Annotated in this window: 18 protein-coding genes; 7 read left to right on the forward strand and 11 right to left on the reverse strand. The window is 72.9% G+C overall.

The features are described from left to right. Position 1: 1 nt before the first annotated feature. The 7 genes from KSK32_RS29560 to KSK32_RS29590 form a co-directional block, all read right to left on the reverse strand. Positions 2 to 1,156 carry a glycoside hydrolase family 26 protein gene (locus KSK32_RS29560; RefSeq protein WP_216934702.1) on the reverse strand — a complete coding sequence of 385 codons (1,155 nt, stop codon included), beginning with the start codon at positions 1,154 to 1,156 and terminating at the stop codon, positions 2 to 4. Then, positions 1,150 to 3,018 (reverse strand): glycosyltransferase family 2 protein, encoded by a 1,869-nt coding sequence (locus KSK32_RS29565; RefSeq protein ID WP_216934704.1) that lies wholly within the window; start codon positions 3,016 to 3,018, stop codon positions 1,150 to 1,152. Before KSK32_RS29565 ends, KSK32_RS29560 begins: the two co-directional genes overlap by 7 nt. Before the next feature lie 113 nt (positions 3,019 to 3,131). Next, a complete protein-coding gene (locus KSK32_RS29570) occupies positions 3,132 to 4,241 on the reverse strand; it encodes a glycosyltransferase family 39 protein (RefSeq protein ID WP_216934706.1) in 1,110 nt (369 codons plus the stop codon). A 210-nt stretch (positions 4,242 to 4,451) separates the two neighbouring features. Further along, positions 4,452 to 6,776 (reverse strand): glycoside hydrolase family 3 N-terminal domain-containing protein, encoded by a 2,325-nt coding sequence (locus KSK32_RS29575; RefSeq protein ID WP_216934707.1) that lies wholly within the window; start codon positions 6,774 to 6,776, stop codon positions 4,452 to 4,454. A 39-nt stretch (positions 6,777 to 6,815) separates the two neighbouring features. Then, on the reverse strand, positions 6,816 to 7,676 hold the full coding sequence (locus KSK32_RS29580) for a carbohydrate ABC transporter permease (protein WP_216934708.1): 861 nt from the start codon (positions 7,674 to 7,676) through the stop codon (positions 6,816 to 6,818). A gap of 1 nt (position 7,677) precedes the next feature. Next, a complete protein-coding gene (locus KSK32_RS29585) occupies positions 7,678 to 8,676 on the reverse strand; it encodes a carbohydrate ABC transporter permease (RefSeq protein ID WP_216934709.1) in 999 nt (332 codons plus the stop codon). Continuing rightward, entirely contained in the window at positions 8,673 to 9,983 is a 1,311-nt protein-coding gene (locus KSK32_RS29590) for an ABC transporter substrate-binding protein (RefSeq protein ID WP_216934710.1), read from the reverse strand. The genes KSK32_RS29585 and KSK32_RS29590 overlap by 4 nt, the downstream gene beginning before the upstream one ends. Positions 9,984 to 10,118: 135 nt before the next feature. On the opposite strand from KSK32_RS29590, the gene KSK32_RS29595 reads away from it, so the two are divergent. Both KSK32_RS29595 and KSK32_RS29600 read left to right on the forward strand, forming a co-directional pair. Continuing rightward, a complete protein-coding gene (locus KSK32_RS29595; RefSeq protein ID WP_216934711.1) occupies positions 10,119 to 11,123 on the forward strand; it encodes a LacI family DNA-binding transcriptional regulator in 1,005 nt (334 codons plus the stop codon). A 210-nt stretch (positions 11,124 to 11,333) separates the two neighbouring features. Beyond that, positions 11,334 to 12,527, forward strand: a complete 1,194-nt coding sequence (locus KSK32_RS29600) for an endo-1,4-beta-xylanase (protein ID WP_216934712.1) — start codon at positions 11,334 to 11,336, stop codon at positions 12,525 to 12,527. A 67-nt stretch (positions 12,528 to 12,594) separates the two neighbouring features. Here the strand turns inward: KSK32_RS29600 and KSK32_RS29605 are convergent, their stop codons facing one another. Genes KSK32_RS29605 through KSK32_RS29615 form a run of 3 tightly spaced genes read right to left on the reverse strand, consistent with a single transcriptional unit; the run spans position 12,595 to position 14,120 of the window. Beyond that, a complete protein-coding gene (locus KSK32_RS29605) occupies positions 12,595 to 13,155 on the reverse strand; it encodes a DUF5872 domain-containing protein (protein WP_216934713.1) in 561 nt (186 codons plus the stop codon). Positions 13,156 to 13,192: 37 nt separating this feature from the next. Next, a complete protein-coding gene (locus tag KSK32_RS29610; protein ID WP_289256423.1) occupies positions 13,193 to 13,723 on the reverse strand; it encodes a hypothetical protein in 531 nt (176 codons plus the stop codon). Beyond that, positions 13,716 to 14,120 carry a sigma factor-like helix-turn-helix DNA-binding protein gene (locus KSK32_RS29615; RefSeq protein ID WP_254187238.1) on the reverse strand — a complete coding sequence of 135 codons (405 nt, stop codon included), beginning with the start codon at positions 14,118 to 14,120 and terminating at the stop codon, positions 13,716 to 13,718. The genes KSK32_RS29610 and KSK32_RS29615 overlap by 8 nt, the downstream gene beginning before the upstream one ends. A 68-nt stretch (positions 14,121 to 14,188) precedes the next feature. Between KSK32_RS29615 and KSK32_RS29620 the strand changes: the two genes are divergently transcribed. The 5 genes from KSK32_RS29620 (at position 14,189) to KSK32_RS29640 (ending at position 24,649) form a co-directional block, all read left to right on the forward strand. Next, positions 14,189 to 15,763, forward strand: a complete 1,575-nt coding sequence (locus KSK32_RS29620; protein WP_216934714.1) for an FMN-binding glutamate synthase family protein — start codon at positions 14,189 to 14,191, stop codon at positions 15,761 to 15,763. A 109-nt stretch (positions 15,764 to 15,872) separates the two neighbouring features. Next, a complete protein-coding gene (locus KSK32_RS29625) occupies positions 15,873 to 17,075 on the forward strand; it encodes a sugar efflux transporter (RefSeq protein WP_216934715.1) in 1,203 nt (400 codons plus the stop codon). A gap of 179 nt (positions 17,076 to 17,254) precedes the next feature. Further along, positions 17,255 to 18,634 (forward strand): rhodanese-like domain-containing protein, encoded by a 1,380-nt coding sequence (locus KSK32_RS29630; protein ID WP_216934716.1) that lies wholly within the window; start codon positions 17,255 to 17,257, stop codon positions 18,632 to 18,634. An 87-nt stretch (positions 18,635 to 18,721) separates the two neighbouring features. Continuing rightward, positions 18,722 to 18,952, forward strand: coding sequence for a DUF2188 domain-containing protein (locus KSK32_RS29635; RefSeq protein WP_091042624.1), 231 nt, complete (start codon positions 18,722 to 18,724; stop codon positions 18,950 to 18,952). A gap of 234 nt (positions 18,953 to 19,186) precedes the next feature. Further along, the gene (locus tag KSK32_RS29640; RefSeq protein ID WP_216934717.1) at positions 19,187 to 24,649 is read left to right on the forward strand and encodes a carboxyl transferase domain-containing protein; all 5,463 of its coding nucleotides are present in this window, start codon (positions 19,187 to 19,189) and stop codon (positions 24,647 to 24,649) included. A 92-nt stretch (positions 24,650 to 24,741) separates the two neighbouring features. Here KSK32_RS29640 and KSK32_RS29645 read toward each other — a convergent pair whose 3' ends face one another. Beyond that, entirely contained in the window at positions 24,742 to 25,161 is a 420-nt protein-coding gene (locus KSK32_RS29645) for a Fur family transcriptional regulator (RefSeq protein WP_216934718.1), read from the reverse strand. Between the last annotated feature and the right edge of the window lie 202 nt (positions 25,162 to 25,363).

A 25,363-nucleotide genomic window follows, 5' to 3' on the forward strand; every position in this document is an offset into this window, starting at 1 on the left:
GTCATGACCCGGCACGGGGGCGTACCGCGGGTGACCAGGTCACGTCGTAACGCTCCGCGGCCACCGCCTCGGCGAACGCGGTCGCCGCCGCCGGTGAGCCGGCGATGCGCCAGTCCTTCTCCTTGTCCACCTCGAACCAGATCAGCCCGATCAGGCCCGGGTAGCGGGGCAGGGCGCGGAACGTGTCCCGGATCCACCGGGCCTTGTTCCCGGCGGCGTCGGCGGCGCCGGTCTCGGTGACCACGAGCGGCTTGCCGGTGCCCTTGCGGATCTCGGCGATCGTCGGGCCGAAGATCTGGTCGAACGACCAGTACGTCTTGGTGAACGCGCCGCTGCCGTAGTAGCCGGTGACGCCGACCCAGTCGACGTACTCGTCGCCCGGGTAGAGGCCGGTGAGCCCGGCGGTCGTCTTGTCCCAGCGGGCGTTCGGGCTCCACACCCAGGTGACGTTCGTGGCGCCGGCCTCGGCGAAGACGTCGTGCACGTGCCGCCAGGCCCGGACGTAGTCGCCGGGGCGGTTGCCGTTGGCCCGCTCGCACCAGGGGTACCAGTCGCCGTTCATCTCGTGCGCGAAGCGGATCGCCACCGGGTAGCCCAGCGACCGGACGCCGTCGGCCCAGGAGCGCAGGTAAGCGTCGAAGTCGCCGCGCGCGATGCGGGCCAGCCGGTAGTCCGGCTGGGTGGCGCGCAGCCGATCGATCTGCCGGTCGGTCAGGCCGGTACGGCGGGCCGCCCGGTCGACCGTGTGGTCCCAGGGCTCCCAGCCGAGCATCGGCATCATGCCCCGCCCGGCGATCCGGTCGAACAGGCTCCGGTCGAACGCGGCCGACGCGAAGTCGGCCCCGAAGAGCATCACCTGCGGCGACCGCCCGGCCGCCTCGGCGAACCGGTCGACCGGCGCGAAGTCGTACGGTCCCTTGTCGGTCATCACGCCGAAGAACGCCTGCCCGGACGGGGGGAACAGGCCACCGCGAGGGCTCGGCACGACCGCCGCCGGCACGTCGGTGCTCGCCTGCGGCGTCGCCGGGACGGGCCGCTGCGCCGAGGCGCCAGTGCCCGGGTCGCGCCACGCGGCCGGCGCCACCACGAAGGCGTACGCGAGCAGCAGCAGCCCGGCCAGCGCCAGGCCCACCCGGGGCAGCGTCGGCCTCAGCACGGCACACCGCCGCCGGTCACGGTCCGGGGCACCACCTGGGGCTCCCGGGTCACGTCTGCGGTCCGGTCCCGGCGCGCCCGCAGACTCTCCGCCCAGGAGATCAGTGGCGGCGCGAGCCCGGTCAGCAGCGTCAGCGCCGGCCAGACCCGCAGCAGCGGGTAGTCGTGGTCCAGCGCGAAGCTCGCCGCGAGCAGTCCGGCGGCGGCGAGTGCCCAGCACAGGTGCAGCCGGAACGTGCGCGGCGACTCGACGGTGCGCAGCGCGCCCTTGGCGGTGACCACGAAGCCGAGCTTGCGGCGCAGCAGGGCGCCCACCGCCGCGGCCACGTAGACCGGTCCGGCGAACAGCGCCAGCGCCATGCCGGCCATGCCCACCTCCTCCCGCTCGTGCGGGGCGATGTTGAAGCGGCGCAGCCAAAGCCAGAGCAGGAACCAGGTGCCGATGGTGGAGCCCCACAGCGTCGCCCAGACCTGCGGGTCGAGGCGACCCGCGTCGACGCCGGTCAGCAGGTACAGCGCGGTGGCGGCGTTGCCCAGCAGCAGGCTCACCGCCACGCTGGGGTAGTAGAACTGGAGCAGCCGGTACTGCCAGCGGCGGCGGGACGGCAGTTCGCGCGGCGTGCGCAGCTCGCGCCGGAGCAGGATCTCGCAGATCCCGGCCGCCCAGCGTTTCTGCTGGTTGAAGTAGTCCGCCCAGGAGGTCGGTCCCTCGCCGAGCGCCACCACGTCGGGGGTGTAGACGCCCTTCCACCGGTTGCCGGTGGCCGGGTTGACGGCGGCGTGCACCCGGATGCTGGTGAGGTGGTCCTCGATGATCGAGTCCTGGTAGCCGCCGACGGTCCGCCAGGCCGCCGGACGGTAGAGGTGCCCGGTGCCGGTCAGCAGCGGCGCGTCCAGGCCGTTGCCGCCTCGGGCGATCAGCCCGTTGTAGAGGTACTGCTGCACCGAGGCGCCGTGGGCGACGAAGTTCTGGTGCATGTTGCCGTACACCTGCGGGGTCACCACGAACGCGACGTCCGGGTCGCGGAAGTAGCCGAGGGTGCGTTCCAGGAAGTTCGGCAGCGGCACGTGATCCGGGTCGACGTTCGCGACCACGTCGTAGCGGTGCTCGTGCTCGGCCCGCCAGGCGTTGTGGTTGCCGGACTTGGTGCGGGCCCGGAACTCGCCGCCGGGCCGGTTGTACTCGGGCCGCCCCTTACGGGTGAAGTGGCGTACGCCCAGCCGCGCGGCCATCGCCCGGACCGCCGGGTCGTCGCCCTCGTCGAGGATCCACACGTCGACGTGCCCGCAGTAGACGATCTCCCGCAGCCGGCGCAGCGTCCGCTCGGCGACCTCGATCGGCTCCTTGCTCGGCACGATCGTGGTGAGCAGGGCGACCCGCAGGCCGACCGGAGGGTCGACCGGCACCGGATCCCGGGCGTGGAAGGCGAAGACCCAGACCACCACGTTCTGCGCCAGGCGGATCAGCTCGACGCCGACGACCACACAGAACGCGAGCCGGGCGGCGGCGGTCTGCCAGCCGCCGAGCCCGACGACGCCGGGGCCGGCTATGTGCTGGGGCAGCAGCAGCCAGCCGACGAAGACCAGTCCGGCGGCGCTGTTGACGAGCACCAGCAGCGTCAGGACCAGTCGCGCGGCGACCGAGGCGGTGGGCCGGAACTCGACCGCCGCGTCGGGGCGCCGGGGCGGGCGCAGCGGGCCCGCGGTGGCGCCGCACTGCGCGTACGCGAGGCGGGCGCGGATGTTGCGTTGCCGGCGGTCCGCGTCGGCCGGCGCCTCGGGCGGGGCGGGCGCGATCGGGTGGGCGCCCGGTGTCCCGGCCGTCGTGGCGCGGGACGGGCGTGTATCGGCGGCGACGGCCACGTTTCCCCCATGGTCTGCATCCGGCTCAGGAGCCGACCGAATGCTAAGCCGACAATCAACCTTAAAAGGTGCGAATAAGACAGACGTCGCCCGTTCGTCGACGGGTCACACGGTCACGCGGGAAGCCGGGCGGCCACGGCGAGCAGCGCGACGAGCGCCAGCACGGCGAGCGCACCGGCGGCACGCGCCCGGGACAGGGCGACCCCGCCGAGCACCGCCCAGGCCGGCACCGTGAACAGCAGGTTCCCCGCCGACCAGACCGGCACGGCCTGCGCCAGCGCCAGCAGCCCCAGCGCCGGCACCAGCGCCCAGGCGGTGCAGATCGCGGCGGGATGCCGCAGCGGGAGGCTGAACAGGGCCAGCCCAGCCAGCACGCCGGCGAGCGCGGCGACGCCGAACAGGTCCCCGGGCGTGGCCGCGAGCACGGCGGCGCCGGGACGCACGCCGGACGCCAGGCGACCGCCGCCGCTCAGGCCGGTGGCGAGCAGCGCGGCGACCGGGAGCAGCCCGAGGCCCACGGCGGCCAGCCACCGGAGCGCACCGCGGCGACGGAACGCCAGCACGGCCCACCCGTGGCCGGCGAGCAGCAGCAACGCCACCGGCTGGCACAGGCCCAGCAGCAGCACCGCGCCCGCGTAGGGCACGAGCCGGCGGAGACGCGGCCGGTCGAGCGCGGGCACCAGCAGCCAGGTGGCGAGCACGGCGGCGAACACCGCCAGGGCGTACGGCTGCGCCTCCTGTGCGTACCGGGCCGAGGTCGGCAGCACCGCGAAGAGCACGCCGGCGAGCAGGCCGGCGGCGGGCGTGGCGATGCGGGCGGCGAGCGCGCCGACCAGCGCCGCGGCGCCGACCATGGCCAGCAGTGACGGTACGCGCAGCGCGAGGTCCGCCGCGCCGAACAGCGCCGCCCAGCCGCGTACGAGCAGGTGGTACGGCCCGAGCGCAAGGTCGTCACCGGTCAGCGCGGCGCCGATCCCCGGCCACGGCGACGTGGCCGCGCGCCGGGTCGCCGCTTCTCCGGTGCTGAGCCCCGAGGTCGTGATCCGGGCGGCGCCGAGCGCACCCGTCAGGACCGCCGGCACCAGCCACGCCGCGATCCGCCACCGCGTCAGCGCGGCGGTCGCGGCGGTCGCGGCGGCCCGGCGCGGCCGATCCTCGCCCCACGGATCCTCGACCGTGGCGTCCCCGAGCCGGGGCAGGACCATGGTGTCCGCGTCCATCATCGTGACTCACGCATCCCTGTGGGTGCCGGCGACCGGGATCCAGCCTTCCGGGCGGCGGCGAGACGCGGCCCGCGCACGGCGGGCGGCACCGGAAGCCCCGGCTCACGGGCTGGATGACATCCTGGAGCCTACTGAGTCAAAAAACGGCATAACGCCAATATGAGCTGAAAGGGTCCGCCGACCGCCCCGTGGACGACCGGCGGACCCGGCTCAGCGGAGGTCGGTCGTCGTCCAGCGGGGCGAGGCGGTGGTGATCGCGGCGGTGTCTCCGGTCAGCGTCGTCCGCGCCTGGGCGTCGCGCCGGGCGCTCGTACCCACCCAGACGTCGATCTCCCCGGGCTCCACCACCCGGGTGAGCGCGCGAGCGGTGAACGCCAGCCGCGTCGTCGGGACGGTCAGCTCGACGGTCACCGAGCCGCCCGGTTCCAGGCGCACCCGCCGGTAGCCGAGCAGCTGCGCGACCGGCCGGGTCACCGAGGCGACCAGGTCCCGGCCGTAGAGCTGCACCACCTCGTCACCGGCGACCGGGCCGGTGTTCGTCACGCGCACCGACACCCGCAACGCCCCGTCGGTCGGCACCTCGGCCGGCACGGTCAGGCCGCTGTACGCGAACGTGGTGTAGGACAGCCCGTGCCCGAACGGCGCCACCGGCGTCGCCGGCAGGTTGGTGCCGTTCATGCCCTCCCCCAGCTCCGGGTGCAGGTACGAGTACGGCTGAGCGCCGGCCGAGCCGGGCAGGCTGACCGGCAGCCGGCCGGACGGGTTGACCCGCCCGGAGAGCACACCCGCGATCGCGCCGGCGCCCTCCTCACCAGGGAAGAACGTCTGCACCACCGCCGCGCACCGGGACAGCGCCCAGCCCAGCGCGTACGGGCGGCCGGTGAGCAGCACGAGGACCACCGGGGTGCCGGTGTCCAGCACCGCCTCGACGAGCTGCCGCTGCACGCCGGGCAGCTCCAGGTCGTCCCGGTCGCAGCCCTCGCCGACGGTGCCGCGGCCGAACAGGCTCGCGTGGTCGCCGACCACGAGGACTGCCACGTCGGCGGCGGACGCGGCGGCGACCGCCTCCTCGAACCCGGACCGGTCCGCCGAGTCCACCTCGCAGCCGGCCGCGAAGGCGACCCGGTCGGCGCCGAACTCGGCGCGCACCGCCTCCAGCACGGTCGGCACCTCGAAGCCGGTCTCCACGCCCGGGTGGTGGGCCAGCACGTGGTTGAGGAACGAGTAGCAGCCGAACAGCGCGCCCTGCCGGTCGGCGTTCGGGCCGACCACCGCCACCCGGCGGCCCGCCGGCAGTGGGAGCACGCCCTCGTTGGCGACCAGGACGACCGACTCCTCGGCGAGCCGGCGGGCGATCGACCGGTGTTCCGGCGAGTCGAGGTCGATCGCGGCCGGCGGTTCGTCGTCGAACGTCGCGTCGAGCAGTCCGAGTTCCTGCTTCTGGCGCAGGACGCGCAGCACCGCCCGGTCCACCAGCGCCTCGTCCACCTTGCCGGCCCGCACCGTCTCGGTCAGGGTCAGGTAGGCGTCACCGGTGGGCAGCTCGATGTCGAGGCCCGCGCTCAGCGCCTGCACGGCCGCGTCCGCGTTGTCGGCCGCGACGTGGTGCAGCAGGTTGAGGAAGGCCACCCCGAAGTAGTCGGCCACCACCGTGCCGTCGAAGCCCCACCGGTCCCGCAACAGGCCGGTGAGCATCGTCGGGTCGGCGGCGACCGGCACGCCGTCGATCTCGGCGTACGAGTGCATGACGCTGCGCGCGTCGCCGTCCAGGATCGCCATCTCGAACGGCGGCAGCAGCACGTCGGCGAGTTCCCGGGGACCGGCGTGCACCGGACCGAAGTTGCGCCCGGCCCGTGAGGCGGAGTAGCCGGCGAAGTGCTTCAGCGTCGCGAGCACGCCCTGTGACTGGAGCCCCCGCACGTACGAGGTGCCGATGGTGCCGACGAGGTACGGATCCTCGGCGATGCACTCGTCGACCCGGCCCCAGCGGGGATCCCGGATCACGTCCAGCACCGGGGACAGTCCCTGGTGGATGCCGAGCGCGCGCATCGAGGCCCCGATCGCCGCCGCCATCTCGGTGACCAGCTCGGGGTCGAACGCGGCGCCCCAGGCCAGCGGCGTCGGGAAGGTGGCCGCCCTCCACGCCGACAGGCCGGTCAGGCACTCCTCGTGCACGATGGCCGGGATGCCCAGCCGGGTGCCCGTCACCAGGTCCCGCTGAAACTTCCACAGCCAGGCCGCGCGCGCCGCGGCCTCGACCGGGCGGGTGCCGTAGGGGCGGGTGAGGTGACCCAGCCCGTGGCGGGAGAAGTCCTCCAGCCGGCCGGTGTCGGTGAACTCGCCCTGCAGGGGCGCGACCGCCTCGCCGTCCTCCTTCTCCCAGAACCCGACCAGCTGCGCGACCTTCTCCTCGATCGTCATGCGAGCGAGCAGTTCCCGTACGCGCGTCTCGGCGTCGTGCCCGTCCGGCCGGTCGTGGTCCGAACCTGCCTGAGCCGGTACCGGCCCGTCCACCACCGCGTGGACCTCTGTCATGGTGTGCCTTTCCACTGGTTGTGCTGGTACCGCTGCCGCTCAGCCCTTGACCGCGCCCTGGAGGCCGCCCACGATCTGCTTCTCCGCCAGGGTGAAGAACAGCAGCGCCGGCAACATCGCCAGCGACGTGAAGGCGAGGACGCCAGCGGTGTCGGTGGTGTACTGGCTGGAGAAGTTCTGCACGCCCAGCGGCAGGGTGTGCAGGTTGACGTCCCCGAGGACGAGCAGCGGCAGGAGGAACGCGTTCCAGCTCGCCACGAACGCGAGGATGCCGACGGTGACGACCGCGGGCCGCGACAGCGGCAGCACGATCCGCCAGAGGAAGCCGAGCCGGCCGGCGCCGTCGATGGCGGCCGCGTCCTCCAGTTCCCGCGGGATGGCCGTCAGGAACGGCCGCAGGATGACGATCGTCAGCGGCAACGAGAAGGCCACCTGCGGGAGGATCACCGCGTAGTAGGAGTTGATCAGATTCAGGTCGCGCAGCATGAGGTACAGCGGCAGGATCGCCGCACCGGCCGGGAACAGCAGGCCGAGGGTGAAGAAGGTGTAGAGCCCTTCGCGGCCCCGGAACGTGTACCGGGCGAGCACGAACGCGGCGCCCATGCCGAGCACCACCACGCCGAGCGTGGTACCGAACGCGACCACGGCGCTGTTGAACGCCTGCTTCCAGAAGTCGCTCTGGGTCAGCACCCGGTAGTAGTTGTCCCAGACCCACGGGTCGGGCAGGCCGGCCGGGTCGTCCACGATCTGCGGCGTGGTCCGGAAACCACCGACGACGACGTACACGACGGGTGCGATCGACACGGCCGCGACCGCGAGCGCCAGCGCGTACGTCAGCGGCGAGCTCCACTGCACCGGCCGGCGCCCGGCCGAGGGGGCGGATACGGAGTTCACGGCCAAGTCACTTCCCCTTCCGGGTGATGGCGCCCTCGATGTCACGGCGGAGCAGGAAGCGCTGGAACAGCAGCGCCGCGACGAAGGAGATGGCGAACAGGATCACGGCCACCGCGTTGCCGTAGCCCCAGAGCCGGGCGAAGAAGCCGTTGTCCACCATGTACGTCGCCATGGTGGCCGAGGCGCCGAGCGAGCGCACCGCCGGCACGGAGGTCACCCAGACCATGTCGAAGACCTGCAACGAGCCGATCATCGACAGGAACATCCAGATCCGGATGGTGGGCCCGAGCAGGGGCAGCGTGACGTGGCGCTGGATCTGCCACCAGCTCGCGCCGTCGATCTCCGCGGCCTCGTTCAGCTCCTGCGGCACGTTCGACAGGCCGGCGAGCAGCAGGATGATGGCGAAGCCGACGTACTTCCAGGTGAGGACGAACAGCAGCGTCCAGATCACCACGTCCAGGTCGGCCAGCCACGCCTGCACCAGCCCGCCCAGCCCGATCGACTGCAGCAGCGCGTCGAGCGTGCCGTTCTCGGTCAGGATCAGCTTCCACATGATGCCGACGGTGACCTCGGCCAGCACGTACGGCACGAACACCAGCAGGCGGAACGCCGAGCGCCCGCGGAAGCGGCGGTTGAGCAGGAGGGCGATGCCCAGCGCGACCGGGCCCTGGATCAGCAGCGACCCGAACACGATGATCGCGTTGTTGCGCAGCGCGTCGAGGAAGATCGGATCCTGGAAGGCGAGCGTGTAGTTACGGAAGCCGACGTACTCGGTGGGCGGGCCGACGCCGCGCCAGCGGAACAGGCTGTAGTAGAACGCGAAGCCCATCGGCACCAGCACGAACATCACGTAGATGACGATCGCGGGCGTGGTAAGCCCGATGATCTCGTACCACTTGCGACGGGTCTCGGCGCGGCGGGAGGCGGCCCGTGCGCCGGGCCGGAGGCCCGCCGGCGGCGCTGGTGCGCCGACGGCGGGCGTACGGGTCTGCGATGCGGACGTCACTTGCTTGCGGCCGCCTTCATGGCCGAGACGACCTTCTCAGGTGTCCCGTTGCCGGCGAAGATCGCGACGATCGCGTCGTTCATCGCGGTGCCGACGGTGCTGCCGTAGGCCGTGTCCAGCCAGAGCTGCACGTAGGTGGCGGAGGAGGTGGCCTCCAGGATGGACTTCAGCGCCGGGTCGGTGACGCCGTCGGCCGCGCCCTTGACGACGGGCAGGCCGGTGCCGGTGGCGGCGTAGCCCTTCTGCACCTCGGGGCTGACGAGGTACTTGAGGAACTCGACGCACTCGGCCGGAGCGTTCTTGGCGCAGGAGAACCCGTCGCCGCCACCGAGGGCCGCCTTCGGGTCACCGGCGGAACCGGAGATCGCCGGCACCGGGAACCAGCCGAGGAACTTGCCCAGGGCCGCCTTGTCGGTGGCGACGGTGTCCAGGGTGCCGCGGTTCCAGTCGCCCATCAGCTCCATTGCGGCCTTGCCGTTGGCGAGCAGGCCGTTGGCGCTGGTCGGGTCGTTCTGACCCGGCGTGGCGATGAAGTTGTTCTGGAACGGCTTGGTGTCGATGAAGGCCTTCAGATCCTGGCCGGCCTTGACGAAGCACGGGTCGTCGAAGGTCCGGTCCTTGGAGGCCTTCTTCAGCGTGTCGACCGAGCAGGCACGCAGCGCGAAGTTGTACCACCAGTGCGCGGCGGGCCACTTGTCACCGGCGCCGAGGGCGATCGGGACGACGTTGATGGCCTTGAGCTTGGTGACCGCCGTGTTGAGTTCCTCGAAGGTGGTCGGCGGCGCCGTGATGCCCGCCTTCGCGAACATGTCCTTGTTGTACCAGATGCCCTCGATGCCCATCCGGTACGGCAGGCCGTACTGCTTGCCGTCCACCTGCCAGATCTCGGCGGCGGTGCCGATGTCGGCGACCTCGCCCTTCACCTGGTCGGTGATCTCCTTGAGGTAGTCGGCCTCGACCTGCTCGCGCATCTCGCCGCCGCCCCACGCCTGGAAGATGTCCGGCGGGTCGTTGCTCAGCAGCGCGGCGGGGAGCCGGGTGCGCTGGAGCTGGTTCGTCTCGATCGCCTCGATCTGGATCGTGACGGTGGGGTGGGCCGCGGAGAAGTCCTTGGCGACCTTCTCCCAGTACGTCTTGCCGGGCCCGTCCTGCGACGCGTTGTGCCACCAGGTCAACGTCACCGGGTTCTTGTACAGCTCGCTCTCGGCGGCCTGCTCCTCGTCGCCACCACCACCGCACGCGGAGGCCAGCAGAGCGCTTGTCACAAACAGTGCCAGGGCGGCGCCAGCACGGCGCTTCATCACCATAGATGTCTCCTCGACCACTCAGTCGGGTTACCTGCCGGGGAGTTTTACAGGGCCGTAACCTGAAGTCAATCGGTATCGATAACGTTTTCGACATCGTCTTCGATCGCCCTGGGAGAGCCCTCTATCATCGTCGGCGTGGTGTTCCAGGAGCGCGTCAAGATGTCGGACGTGGCACGTACGGCCGGCGTCTCGGTGGCAACCGTATCGAAGGTTGTCAATGGGCGCTACGGCGTCGCGCAGGCCACCGTCGAGCGCGTCCAGCAGGTCATCCGCGAGCTCGGGTACGAGGCCAGCCTGGGGGCGCAGAGCCTGCGCAGCCACCGCACCAACGTGCTGGGCATCCTGGTCGCCGAGTTCGAGCCGTTCTCCACCGAGTTGCTCAAGGGCGCGTCCCGGGAGGTCGCCGGCAGCGGCTACCAGCTGCTCGCCTACTCCAGCGGTGACGGCGAGGGCGCAGCCATAGGGTGGGAGCGGCGTTCGCTGGCCCGACTGTCCGGCACGCTCATCGACGGCGCGGTGATCGTGACGCCGACCGTGGTCGAGACCAAGCACGGCTTCCACGTGGTGGCCGTCGACCCGCACACCGGCCCGTCCGGCCTGCCCACCGTCGACTCCGACAACTTCGCCGGCGCGGTGCTGGCCACCGACTACCTGCTGTCGCTCGGGCACCGGCGGATCGGGCACATCAGTGGGCGGCCCGACCTGGAGTCGGCCCGTCTGCGCGAGGCCGGGTTCCGCAAGGCGATGGCCGACGCCGGCCTGGCGGTGGACGAGCGGCTCGTCCGGGTCGGTGGGTTCCGAACCGAGAGCGCCGCGAGCACGGCCGCCGAGCTGCTCGCGCTCCCCGACCGGCCCACCGCGATCTTCGCCGGCAACGACCTCTCCGCCATCTCCACAGTCGACGTCGCCCGCGGCCTGGGCCTGCGCGTACCGGACGACCTGTCGGTCATCGGCTTCGACAACATCCCGGAGTCGGCGCTCGTCGACCCTCCACTCACCACCATCCGGCAGCCGCTGCAGCGCATGGGCGCCGAGTCGCTGCGCCTGCTGATCGACCTCATCGCCGGCGTCGAGCGGGACACGCACATCCAGCTCCCCACCGAGCTGGTCGTCCGGGCCTCCTGCCGCCCGCTGCGCTGAGGCGCCACCTCATCCTCCCGGCCCCGGTGATTGACGGACGGCTATCGGCGTCCGTAATGTTTCGGGCTACTTCCGGAAGTCGGACCGGAAGTTTCGGAAGCCCGTACCGACCGTCCACCCGGGCGCCCGCCGGTCCGTTCCACGCCGCGGCGTTCCCGGCACCGCCACCGCCGGCCCCCGGCCGCGCGCACCCTCCCGAAAGGAACGACCATGAAGCTGAGACGCTGGCTCGCCGCCGGCGCCGTCGCCGTCGCGACCGCCACCGCCCTCAACGTCGTCCCCGCGACGGCCGGACGGCCGTACGACCCGGCCGCGCAGAGCCTGCGCGAGCTGGCCAAGCGCCACGGCCTGTACGTGGGCACCGCAGTGGACATGGCCGCCCTCAACGACGCCGCCGACCCGCAGTACCGCCAGATCGCCGCGTCCGAGTTCTCCACCGTCACCGCCGAGAACGTGATGAAATGGGAGAGCCTCGAACCCACCCGCGGCACCTACAACTGGGGCCCGGCCGACGAGCTGATCGACTTCGCCCGCAAGAACAACCAGCGGGTCCGGGGCCACGTGCTGGTCTGGCACAACCAGCTGCCGGCGTGGCTGACCAGCGGCGTCGCGGACGGCTCGATCAGCAAGGCCGAGCTGCGCCAGATCCTGCGCGACCACATCACCGCCGTGGTCACCCACTTCAAGGGCAAGATCTGGCAGTGGGACGTGGTGAACGAGGCGGTCAGCGACCCCTGGGACACCCCGTCCACCCTGCACTACAAGGGATTCTGGGCGCAGAACCTCGGGCCCGGCTACATCGCCGACGCGTTCCGCTGGGCCCGCGCCGCCGACCCGAAGGCGCTGCTGTTCTACAACGACTACAACATCGAGGCGTTCGGCTCCGGCGACCCGGCCGACGACAAGACGCAGTTCGTCTACAACATGGCCCGTGACCTGCGGGCCAGGGGCGTGCCGATCGACGGCGTGGGCGCGCAGGGCCACCTGGGCACCCAGTACGGCAACTTCAGCACGCTCCAGGTGACCGCCGCCCTGCGCAAGTTCGCCGGGCTCGGGCTGGCCACGGCCCTCACCGAGGTGGACGTGCGCAGCCAGATCACCGAAGGCGTGGAGGCCGGCGACTCCGCGGAGATCAACCCGCGCCTGCAGGCGTCCGCGGCGAACTTCAGCGTGCTGATGCAGGCCTGCCTGGCCGAGCGGCACTGCCTGTCGTTCACCCTCTGGGGCTTCACCGACAAGCACTCCTGGGTGCCCGGCGCGTTCTCCGACCCGCCGGAGGGCCTGGCCACCGTCTACGACGAGAACTACCAGCCGAAGCTCGCGTACCACGAACTGAAGGCCGACCTGATCTTCTCCGGCCCGCCCTACGTGCTGCCGCGCATCCCGCAGCACCCGCGCCGCTGACCGTCGCGCGGCGGGTCCGGCCCGCGAGCCGGGCCCGCCGTCGCGGTGTCGCCACGGGGGTACGCCCTCACGCCGCCCGGCGGCGGCCCAGTTCCGACTCCAGCCGTCCGATGAGCGTCTTGCGGGCCTTGCCGCCGCGCTCCCGGCGCAGCGCCGCGTTGAGCTGACGGGTGTCGAGGTCGCGGACCAGCTTGACCGCTTCGGTCACCGGCAGCTCGTTGATCTGCTCGGCGGCCGTGGCGTCCCGCCGGGCCCGCTTCGCCGGGCCGGTGTTCGGCACGTACTGGCGGCCGGAGCGCGACGCGCGACGCTTGCGGGTGTCGGTGGCGCGCCGCTCGTTCTCCGACAGTTCCTCCCACGCCTGTTTGGGCAGGTAACGGCGCGTCTCACCGCCGTTGCGGGCGCGCGTGTCACCGCGGCGGGTCTGCCACTTCTCGCCGCCCCAGCGTTGCAGCGAGCGCTGCCGTGCGTCCTTCGGGCCCTCGAATCCCCCGCCGGCCTTCTTGTACTCGTTCGTCAGCAGCTGCGACTTGCGGGCCGACCACTGCCCCGGCCGTCCGCCCTTGTCGGAGGCGCGGATCTCGGCCTTGAGACGCTCGCGCAGTTCCGGCTCGGTGTACTTCGCCATGACGCAGCGTTACCCGGACCGGCAGCGGCCATGCCGGTCAACCGGACGCCGGCCGGTAGACCAGATCAATCATGTCGGTGCGGCCGGACCAGTCCAGTCGCAGCCGCCAGCACCCGGCGGCCGGCAGGTCGACGATGGACGGCCCGGGCCAGCCGTCGAATGCGTCGAGCCGTACCGTCCCGCCCCGGTGGAGCAGGCTGACGACCCGGTGGGCGCCGGCGCCGTCCGGATCGGCGACGAGCACGCGTTCCGGCACGCCGAGGCGGGCCGGCACGCGGATCGGGAAGCGGACCTGCCGCTGTGCCTCGGCCAGGGCGACCTGGTGCTGCGCGGGCAGCGGCGAGGGCGTACCCGTCGGCGGCGGCGCGGGCGCGGTGTCCATGACGATCCCGGAGAACCGCAGCAGCCCGGTCACCGCGCCGGCGAGCGCGGCGGCCAGCACGTACCGCCACCGGCGGCGCGGCGCGGGCGTGTCGAGCCGGGCGCGGACCCGCGCGGTGACATCCGGCGTCCGCGCCGGCTCCAGCCAGCCGGTCAGCTCCCGCAGCTCCCGCTCCAGGTCATCCACGCAGCGCCTCCTCCCGGTCCAGCAGGGCACGCAGCTTCGCCAGCGCCCGGTGGGTCCGTGACTTCACGGTGCCCCGGGGCAGCCCCAGCACGGTCACCGTCTCGTCCTCGCCGAGGTCCAGCAGGTAGCGGCAGACGATCACCTCGCGGTCGCGGACGGGCAGCCGCCGCAGCGCCCCGACCAGCGCGGCGCGCCGCTCGGCTGCCAGCACCGTGTCCAGCCCGTCGTCAGCGGTGACCGCTCGGCGTCCGGGCCGGCGCCGAGCAGCACCGCGTCCGGTACGCGGACGCGGTGTGCGGGGCGACCAGGGCGTCGTACGCGTCCCGGTCGCCGGCGCGTACGCGGGTAACGAGGTCGTCGTCGTCCAGGGCAGCCTCCGCCGTCGGTCCGCTCTCATGACACCGCCCGGGACGGCCGGGTTCCATCAGGCGTTTGACCGGGTGCCCGGCCGGAAAGAGTGGCGGGATGAGCTGGGCGAGAAGAGCCGTACCCGCAGCCGTCGCCGCCGTCGCCGCGCTGGCGGCGCGAGACCTGCTGCAACGCGACCACGCGCTGCGACGCAACTTCCCCGTGCTGGGCCGGGCCCGGTACCTGATCGAGTCGATCGGCCCGGAGCTGCGGCAGTACATCGTGGCCGGCAACGACGAGGAGCGGCCGTTCACCCGCGACCAGCGGCGCTGGGTGTACGCCTCGGCCAAACAGGAGAACAACTACTTCGGATTCGGCACCGACAACGACATCGAGCACACCTCCGGCTATCCGATCATCAAGCACCGCACGTTCGGCCGGGCGGTCCCGCCGTCGGCGCCGACCGCCGGGCACGACGTGACGCTGCCCTGCGCCAAGGTGCTCGGCGCGGCGCGCGGCCGGGCGCACGCGTTCCGCCCGGAGTCGGTGGTGAACATCTCCGGGATGAGCTTCGGGTCGCTGTCCGCCAACGCGGTGGAGGCGCTCAACCGGGGCGCGGCGCTGGCCGGTTGCCTGCACAACACCGGCGAGGGCGGGCTGTCGCCGTACCACCGCAACGGCGGTGAGCTGGTCTTCCAGCTCGGCACCGCATACTTCGGCTGCCGCGACGAGCAGGGCCGGTTCAGCCTGGAACGGCTCAAGGACCTGGTGGCGTCGGCACCGGTACGCGCGCTGGAGATCAAGCTCAGCCAGGGCGCGAAGCCGAGCCTCGGCGGCCTGCTGCCGGCGGCGAAGGTCTCCGCCGAGATCGCCGCCACCCGGGGCATTCCGGAGGGACGCGACTGCGTCAGCCCGTCCCGGCACGCCGAGTTCTCCGACTGCGACAGCCTGCTGGACTGGGTGGAGCTGCTCGCCGCCGAGACCGGTCTGCCGGTCGGCATCAAGTCCGCAGTCGGCGACCTGGGATTCTGGGAGGAGCTGACCACGTTGATGCGCGACACCGGGCGCGGCGTGGACTTCGTGACCGTCGACGGCGGCGAGGGCGGCACCGGCGCCGCGCCGCTGATCTTCAGCGACTCGGTGTCGCTGCCGTTCCAGCAGGGCTTCTCCCGGGTCTACCGGACCTTCGCCGAACGCGGCCTGCACGAGGACGTGGTGTTCGTCGGCGCCGGCAAGCTCGGTCTGCCGGACAACGCGGTGGTGGCGTTCGCGCTCGGCGCCGACATGGTCAACGTCGGACGGGAGGCGATGCTGGCGATCGGCTGCATCCAGGCGCAGAAGTGCCACACCGACACCTGCCCGACCGGTGTCGCCACGCAGAACGCCTGGCTGGCCCGGGGCCTGGACCCGGCCCGCAAGTCGGTACGGGCCGCGAACTACATCCGTACGCTGCGCCGGGACCTGGTCAAGGTGGCCGAGGCGTGCGGCGTCGAGCACCCCGGGCTGATCGGCACCGACGCGGTGGAGATCCTCGACGGCCGTACCTCGTCGATCCCGCTGGACCGGGCGTTCGGCTACCGGCCGGAGTGGGGGATGCCGTCGGCCGCCGACCGGGCGGAGATCGTCCGGCTGATGACGGCCGAGGCGCCGCAGGGCGGCAGCGCACCGCCGTCCCCCACCGCCGTCGGGTAGCGGCACTCACGCGGCCGGGCGACGGCGCGCGACGGCCGGCTGAGCACCGGAACGCCCGGCGGTGGAAACCCGGTCGGCCGCCGCACCGCCGCCGCGTACAGTCCGCCGCATGGCTGTGGACACGAGGCCGGCGGTACGCGCCGGCCGATTCCGGCTGCTCCCGCTGGGTGTGGTGTTCCTGACCGTCGGCCTCTCCACCGCCGTGGTGCTGCCGTTCCTGTCGCTGTTCCTCGATCGGGAGGTCCGCGCCGACCCGGTGCGGGTGACCGTGTTCCTGGTCGTCGCCCCGCTGTCCGGGGTGGTCGCCTCAGCGCTGATCGGCCGGCTGTCGGACCGCCTGCCGATCCGGCGCGCGCTGCTCGTCGGCGCCGCGCTGGCCGGTGTCGTGGGCGCGGGCCTGACCGCGTACGTCCGCGAATACTGGATCCTGCTGGGGCTGACCGCGACCGCCACCGCGCTGGCGAACTCACTGTTCCCGCAGTCGTTCGCCTACACCAGGGCGTTGTTCGACCGGGACGATCCGGGACGGGCCGCGTTCGGCGTCAGCCTCATGCGTACCGTGTTCTCGCTGGCCTGGGTGGCCGGGCCGGCGCTGGCCGCGGTGCTGCTCGACGTCGGCGGCTTCCGGCTGGTCTACGGCTCGGCCGCCGTCATGTACGCGCTGGCCGGGCTCGTCGCGGCGTTCCGGCTGGAGGAGCTGCCGCCGCCGGCACGGCCGGTCGCGGGCCATCCGGACGGCGCGGCGCCCGGCCCGCCCGGCGCGTCCCGGCTGCGGCTGGCGTCGACGGCGCTCGCGTTCGTGCTGCTCCAGTGCCCGCTGACGCTCGCCGTGCAGGCGCTGCCGCTGTTCATCGACGCCGAACTGGGCGACGACCCCTCCCGCGCCGGGCTGGTGCTGGGCCTGTGCGCGGCGCTGGAGATCCCGCTGATGCTCGGGCTGGGCGCGCTGGCCGCGCGGGTCCGGCTGCGGGCGCTGATCCTGCTCGGCGCTTGTTGCGGGATCGCCTACTACGCGACCGCCGCGACGGCGCCGGGCGTTCCGGTCCTGTTGCTGGCGCAGCCGGTGAACGCGCTGTTCATCGCCGCGGTGTCCGGCGTCGGCATCGCCTACGTGCAGGATCTGCTGCCGGGCGAGCCGGGCCGGGCCACCACGCTGTTCACCAACACGTTCCCGATCGGCGCCATGCTCGCCGGGCCGCTGCTCAGGCTCTCCGCGCAGGTCGGCTACCGGTGGGCGTACGGCATGAGCACCGCGCTGTGCGCGGCCGGGCTGCTGGTGCTGCTGCTGACCCGGCCGCGGGCGCGGGCCTGACCGGCGCGGCGGTCAGCGGCGGGCCGCCCCGCCATCGTGCGCCGCCGGCCGCCGGACAGCAAGAAACCTTGCCGTTCCGGCAAACATGGCCTGGCCCCAGCCGCCCCGGAATATACCCCGGGGGGTATGCGCTACAGTTGTCGTATCGCCCGACGTCACTACGCGAAGGAGTGCGGCTGATGCTGTTCACCCAGTACTACCTCGACTGCCTGTCCCAGGCCTCGTACCTGATCGCCGACGACCGCACCGGCCGGGCCGTGCTCGTCGACCCGCGCCGGGACATCGACGAGTACCTCGCCGACGCCACGGCGCACGGCCTTACCATCGAGGGCGTCGTCAACACCCACTTCCACGCCGACTTCCTCGCCGGGCACCTCGAGGTGGCCGCCGCGACCGGCGCGTGGATCGGATACGGGAGCCGGGCCGAGACCGAATACCCCAGCCGTAAGCTCGCCGACGGCGAACGGATCAGCCTCGGCGACGTGACCCTGGAGATCATGGAGACCCCGGGCCACACGCCGGAGTCGATCAGCGTGCTCGTCTACGAGAGCGCCGGTGACCCGGTCCCGTACGGCGTACTGACCGGCGACGCGCTCTTCATCGGCGACGTGGGCCGGCCCGACCTGCTCGCCTCGTTCGGCGTGACCGCCGAGGAACTCGGCCGGATGCTCTACGACAGCGTGCAGCACAAGCTGATGGGCCTGCCCGACGAGGTGCGCGTCTTCCCCGCCCACGGCGCCGGCTCGGCCTGCGGCAAGAACCTGTCCACCGAACGGCAGTCCACCATCGGCGAGCAGCGCCGCACCAACTACGCCTGTGCGCCGATGAGCGAGGAGCGCTTCCTCGCCCTGGTCACCGGCGGGCAGCCGGCCGCTCCGGGCTACTTCGCCTTCGACGCGGTGCTCAACCGCAAGGCGCGTGAGCTGTTCGACCACGCCCGGCCGGCCCGCCCGCTCACCCCGGCCGAGTTCCTGGCCGCCCGGGCCGACGGCGCCGTCGTGGTCGACGCCCGCGACCCGCAGGAGTACGCCACCGGGCACCTGCGCGGCGCGCTCAACGTCCCGGCCGACGGCCGGTTCGCCGAGACCGCCGGCAGTGTCGTCGCGCCCGACCGGCCGGTGCTGGTGGTGGCCCCGCAGGACCGGGAGGAGGAGATCGTCGTCCGCCTCGCCCGGATCGGCTTCGACCGGGTGATCGGCTACCTGCGCGAACCCGAGGGCGCCTTCCTGGAGATGGTCGCCGAGACGACCCGGGCCAGCCGGGTCACCGCCACCGAGCTGCGCGCGGCGCTGCAGCGTCCGGACGCGCCGGTGGTGCTGGACGTACGCAACGCCGGTGAGCGGGAGCAGGGCGCGGTGGACGGTTCCCTGCACATCCCGCTGGCCGAGCTGACCCACCGCCTCGGCGAGGTGCCCGCCGGGCGGCCGGTCGTCGTGCACTGCGCCGGCGGATACCGCTCCTCGGTCGCCGCCAGTCTGCTGCGCGCCGCCGGTCACGCCGACGTGTCCGACCTGCTCGGCGGCTACGGCGCCTGGCAGGGCCTGCACGCCGCCGCGTGAACCCCCGATCCGGTGCCGCCAGGATTAGCACTCCCCTCGCATGGGCAGACATTTGTCATCGGACACGCGAACGAGGGAGCTGACGGCATGGCGAAGGGCGACATCGACACCTACCAGCAGGACGGGCAGTGGAAGAACCGCCCGGAGGGCAACGAGCGCGCGACCAGCCGCCACGACACCAAGGCGGAGGCCGAGGCGGCCGGCCGGGAGATGGCGGCCGAGCGCGGCACCGAACACGTGATCAAGAAGCAGGACGGCACGATCGGCGAGAAGAACACGTACCCCCGCGAGCGCGACCCCCGGGACATCCCGGGCTGAGCCCGGCCGCAGGCACGTCACGGCGCCGGACCCGAGCGGGTCCGGCGCCGTGTCGCGTAGCGGCAGGTAGTGAGCGGCTGGCTAAAAACTTTTGTTCGGTTCCCACAACTGTCCCCGCTCAGGCTTCAGCCGTTACGACATGGCGCCGCCCGCGCACAGCCGGAAAGGTGAGGCGAGCCGGGGGCATCGCCGCGCCCGGCGCGCAGGAGTGGGTCAACCGAAGGGGACGGTCACGTGTTCACCCGTGTCGCCATCGTCAACCGTGGTGAAGCCGCGATGCGGCTCATCCACGCGGTCCGGGAACTGGCCGCGGAGACCGGCAGCCGGATCGAGACCGTCGCGTTGTACACCGACGTCGACCGTACCGCCACCTTCGTTCGCGAGGCGGACGTCGCCTACGACCTGGGCCCCGCGTCCGCCCGCCCGTACCTCGATCTGAAGACCCTGGAACGCGCGCTGGTCGAGACCGGCGCGGACGCCGCGTGGGTGGGCTGGGGTTTCGTGGCCGAGGACCCGGCGTTCGCCGAGCTGTGCGAGAAGATCGGCGTGACGTTCGTCGGGCCGAGCCCGGACGCCATGCGCAAGCTCGGCGACAAGATCGGCGCGAAGCTGATCGCCGAGGAGGTCGGCGTGCCGGTCGCGCCGTGGAGCCGCGGGGCGGTGGAGAGCCTGGACGACGCGCTGCGCGCGGCGGCCTCGATCGGCTACCCGCTGATGCTCAAGGCGACCGCCGGTGGCGGCGGGCGCGGCATCCGGGTGATCCGCAGCGACGCCGAGCTGGCCGATGCCTACGAGCGCACCAGCCAGGAGGCGGCGCGGGCGTTCGGCAGCGGCGTGGTGTTCCTGGAGCGCCTGGTCACCGGCGCCCGGCACGTCGAGGTCCAGGTGATCGCCGACGGTCAGGGCACCGCGTGGGCGCTCGGGGTACGGGACTGCTCGGTGCAGCGGCGCAACCAGAAGGTGATCGAGGAGTCCGCGTCGCCGGTGCTGAGCCCGGAGCAGACCGCGGAGCTGAAGGCGTCGGCGGAGCGGCTGGCGGTCGCCGTCGGCTACCGGGGCGCGGCGACGGTCGAGTTCCTCTACCACCCGGGCGACCGGCTGTTCGCGTTCCTGGAGGTCAACACGCGCCTCCAGGTCGAGCATCCGATCACCGAGTCGACCACCGGGTTCGACCTGGTCAAGGCGCAGCTGCACGTGGCCGGCGGCGGCCGGCTCACCGGTGAGCCGCCGGTCGAGCGCGGGCACGCGATCGAGGCGCGGCTCAACGCCGAGGACCCGGACCGCGACTTCGCGCCCTCCCCCGGCCGGATCACCCGGCTCGACCTGCCCGCCGGGCCGGGCATCCGGGTCGACACCGGGGTCAGCGAGGGCGACACCATCCCGGCCGACTTCGACTCCATGATCGCGAAGATCATCGCGTACGGCCGGGACCGGGACGAGGCGCTGGGCCGCCTGCGCCGGGCGATGGCGAACACCACTGTGGTCATCGCCGGCGGCGCGACGAACAAGAGCTTTGTGCTCGACCTGCTCGACCAGCCCGAGGTGATCGACGCCAGCGCGGACACCGGCTGGATCGACCGGGTACGCGGCGAGGGCCGCCTGGTCGCGCACCGGCACTCCGCCGTGGCGCTGGCGGCGGCCGCGATCGAGGCGTACGAGGAGGACGAGACCGCCGAACGGCAGCGGCTGCTGTCCACCGCTGCCGGTGGACGCCCGCAGGTGCAGCACCGCAGCGGCCGGCCGCTGGACCTGAAGCTGCGCGGCGTGACCTACCGGATGCGGGTGGCCCGGGTCGGCGCGCACCGCTTCCGGGTCGGTGTCGAGGCCGGTGGTGACGTCCGCACCGCCGACGTCGAGCTGGACCGCTTCGACCGGCACACCGGCCAGATCGCCGTCAACGGCGCCCGGTTCCGCCTGCTCACCGACACCCACGGCCCGGTCCACCTGGTCGAGGTGGACGGCGTGACGCACCGGATCAGCCGTGACGAGGGCGGCGTGCTGCGTTCCCCCATGCCGGCGCTCGTGGTCGCCACGCCGCTCACCGTCGGCGCGGAGGTCGAGGCCGGCGCGCCGGTGCTGGTGCTGGAGGCGATGAAGATGGAGACGGTGCTGCGGGCGCCGTTCCGGGCCCGCCTCAAGGAGTCGTCGGTCGCGGTGGGCACCCAGGTGGAGGCCGGGGCGCCGCTGCTGCGCCTGGAGCCGGTGGCGGAGGAGGGCACCGAGGCGGCGGCCGGGCCGGCCGCATCGGCGGTCGAGCTGGACCTGCCCGCCGCGCCCGCCGACGTGCCCGCGCGGTCCCGCGCCGAGCGCGGCCAGGAGGACCTCTGCTCGCTGTTGCTCGGCTACGACGTGGACCCGCACGACGAGCGCCGGGTGCTCGACGACTACCTGGACGCGCGGCGGGCGGCCACCGAGGCCGGGCACCGGCCGCTGGCCGAGGAACTGGACCTGGTGAACGTCTTCGCCGACCTGGCCGAGCTGAGCCGTAACCGGCCCGGCGACGACGCGCCGGCCGGGCACGTGCACAGCGACCGCGAGTACTTCCACACCTACCTGCAGAGCCTCGACGTCGAGCGGGCCGGCTCCCCGGAGTCGTTCAAGGCCCGCCTGGCCAAGGCGCTCGCCCACTACGGCGTCACCGAACTGGACCGCTGCGCCGAGCTGGAGGCCGCGGTATTCCGGATCTTCCTGGCCCAGCAGCGGGCCGCCGCCGACGCCGCGGTGATCGCCGCGCTGCTGCGCTCCTGGCTGCGCGAGCCGCCGCCGGACGAGGCGCTGCGCGAGCCGGCCGGTCTGGCGCTGGAGCGGCTCGTCGCGGCCACCCAGGTCCGCTTCCCGGTGGTCGCCGACCTGGCCCGGGGCGTGGTGTTCGCCTGGTTCGCCCAGCCGCTGCTGCGCCGCAACCGGGCCCGCGTCTACGCCCAGGTCCGCACCCACCTGCGGCACCTCGACGCGCAGCCGGACGCGCCGGACCGCGCCGAGCGGATCGCCGAGATGGTCCGCAGCACCGAGCCGCTGGTCCGGCTGCTCGGCCAGCGCCTGGTCCGCAACGACGTGGACAACGCGGCCATGCTGGAGGTGCTGACCCGCCGGTACTACGGCAACAAGGCGCTCACCGAGGTCCGTACCCGCACCGCCGGTGGTTGCACGTTCGTGGTGGCCGGGCGGGACGGGTCGAGTGTGGTCTCGGCCGCCGTCCGCTTCGACGCGCTCGGCGACGCGCTGCGCGGCCTGGCCGAGGTGGCCCGGGACTGCGACGCCGTCGACGCGGACGTCTACCTGGCCTGGGAGAACCAGCCCGAGGACCTCGACGCCGCCGCAGCCGCGCTGCTGGACGTGGTGAACGCGCACCCGCTGCCGCAGCAGGTACGCCGCCTCACCACCACCGTGGCCGGGCGCGGCGGCGCGGTGATGCACCACCACGTCACGTTCCGGCCGGCCGCCGGCGGCGGGATGGCCGAGGAGCGGCTGATCCGCGGCCTGCACCCGTACATCGCGCAGCGGATGCAGCTGGAACGGCTGCGCGAGTTCGACCTGACCCGGCTGCCGTCGCTGGACGAGGAGGTCTACCTGTTCCAGGCGGTGGCCCGGCAGAACCCCTCCGACCAGCGGCTGGTCGCGTTCGCGCAGGTACGCGACCTGACCGGGCTGCGGGAGCAGGACGGCCGCCTGGTGGCGCTGCCGACCACCGAGGACACGGTGGCGGCCTGCATCGACTCGATCCGCCGGGCGCAGTCGCGGCGGCCGTCGAAGTCGCGGTTCCCGACCAACCGGATCGTCGTCTACGTGTGGCCGCCGAGCGAGCTGACCCGCCAGGAGATGGAGCTGATCGCCGGCCGGGTACGCCCGACGACTGTGGGCGCCGAGCTGGAGGAGATCCTGTTCATCGCCCGGCAGCGCGACCGGCGTACCGGCGAGCTGACCAAGGTCGGCGTGCGGATCACGTTCGACGTGACCGGGCACGCGCAGCTGACAGTGGGCGAGCCGCCGGCCGAGCCGGTCGAGCCGCTGGACGACTACCGGCTGAAGGTGCTGCGCGCGGCGGGCCGCAACACGGTCTACCCGTACGAGCTGACCGGCCTGCTGGGCGACTTCGCCGAGCACGACCTGGACGCGGACCACTCGCTGGTTCCGGTGGACCGGCCGAAGGGCCGCAACACCGCGGCGATCGTGGCCGGTGTGGTGACCACGCCGACGCCGCGGCACCCGCAGGGCGTGACCCGGGTGGTGCTGCTCGGCGACCCGACCAAGTCCCTCGGCGCGCTGTCCGAGCCGGAGTGCCGGCGGGTGATCGCCGCGCTGGACCTGGCGCAGCGGATGGGCGTGCCGCTGGAGTGGTACGCGTTGAGCGCCGGTGCCCGGATCTCGATGACCTCCGGCACGGAGAACATGGACTGGGTGGCCGCGGCACTCAAGCGCATCGTCGAGTTCACCCAGGACGGCGGTGAGATCAACATCGTGGTGGCGGGCATCAACGTCGGCGCCCAGCCGTACTGGAACGCCGAGGCGACGATGCTCATGCACACCAAGGGTGTGCTGGTCATGACGCCGGACTCGGCGATGGTGCTCACCGGCAAGCAGTCGCTCGACTTCTCCGGCGGCGTGTCCGCCGAGGACAACTTCGGCATCGGCGGCTACGACCGGGTGATGGGCCCGAACGGGCAGGCGCAGTACTGGGCGCCGGACCTGCCGGCCGCGCGGGACGTGCTGATGGCGCACTACGACCACACGTACGTCGCGCCGGGCGAGGACGCCCCGCGGCGGGCCGTCACAGTGGACCCGGTGGACCGGGACATCTGCGGCTACCCGCACGCGGTGGCCGGCAGCGACTTCGCCACGGTGGGCGAGATCTTCTCCGCCACCGCGAACCCGGACCGCAAGAAGCCGTTCGACATCCGTACCGTGATGCGGGCGCTCGCCGACCAGGACCACCCGGTGCTGGAGCGGTGGGCCGGCATGGCCGACGCGGAGACGGCCGTGGTGCAGGACGCGCACCTCGGCGGCATCCCGGTCTGCCTGCTCGGCATCGAGTCCCGCTCGGTGCCCCGGCACGGCTTTCCGCCCACCGACGGCCCGGACACGTACACCGCGGGCACGCTGTTCCCGCGGTCGTCGAAGAAGGCCGCGCGGGCGATCAACGCGGCCAGCGGCAACCGGCCGCTGGTCGTGCTGGCCAACCTCTCCGGCTTCGACGGCTCGCCCGAGTCGATGCGCAAGCTGCAACTGGAGTACGGCGCGGAGATCGGCCGGGCGATCGTCAACTTCCGCGGCCCGATCGTGTTCTGCGTGATCTCGCGCTACCACGGCGGCGCGTTCGTGGTGTTCTCCAAGGCACTCAACCCGGACATGACGGTGCTGGCGATCGAGGGGTCGTTCGCCTCGGTGCTCGGTGGCGCGCCCGCCGCCGCCGTGGTGTTCGCAGGCGAGGTCGCCGCCCGCACCGCAGCCGATCCCCGGGTACGCGACCTGGAGGCGAAGGTCGCCGCCGCAGCGGGCACCGAGCGGGCGACGCTGAGCGCCGAGCTGGACGAGCTGCGCGCGTCGGTGCGGGCGGAGAAGCTGGGCGAGGTGGCCGCCGAGTTCGACCGGGTGCACAGCATCCAGCGCGCGGTCGAGGTCGGTTCGGTCGACGCGGTGATCCGCGCCGCCGAGCTGCGTCCCCGCGTCATCGAGGCGATCGAGGCGCGCCTGGGCTGACACGGTGCACCGCCGGACGGGAACCGGTCACCGGCGCTGCGCGACTGCTGACGGCGGCTCGCCGCGGGCGGGTCACCGCCTGCGGCGGCGGCTCAGGCGGCGCAGCGGTCGCAGATGCCGAAGATCTCCAGGGTGTGCCCGACATCGGTGAACCCGTGCTGCGCGGCGACCTGGTCGGCCCACCGCTCCACGCCGGGGCCGGCCACCTCCACGGCCCGGCCGCAACGGCGGCAGACCAGGTGGTGGTGATGGCGGCTCTGGCTGCAGCGGCGGTAGAGGTGCTCGCCGCCGGGCAGCCGGGCCGAGTCGATCTCGCCGTTGTCGACGAGCATCTGGAGCGTCCGGTACACCGTGGTGAGGCCGACCTTCGCCTGCCGCTGGACGAGCATCTGGTGCAGCTGCTGCGCGCTGTGGAAGCCGTCCAGCTCCCGCAGCAGCGCCAGCACCTCGGCGCGCTGACGGGTGTTGCGGGTCGCCCCGGTCGTCGCCTGCGTCACCGTCGCCTCCCTCATCCGGGCGCCCGCCCGGCACCCTCGTCCGGCCGCGCCCCGGCGCGCCACGTGACACCCGGAACCATTATGCCTTCCGGGCGCACCGCCGATCCCGGGTCCGCGACGGTCCGCCGCCGGGTGTGACATGCCCGACCGCTCCGGCCGGAACTATCCGGCGTCCCGAGCCGACAAACGGTACGAACACCGGATCTTCGAGGGGACG

Origin of the sequence: Micromonospora sp. WMMB482 (assembly GCF_019038635.1) — a bacterium.
Classification (GTDB): domain Bacteria; phylum Actinomycetota; class Actinomycetes; order Mycobacteriales; family Micromonosporaceae; genus Micromonospora; species Micromonospora marina.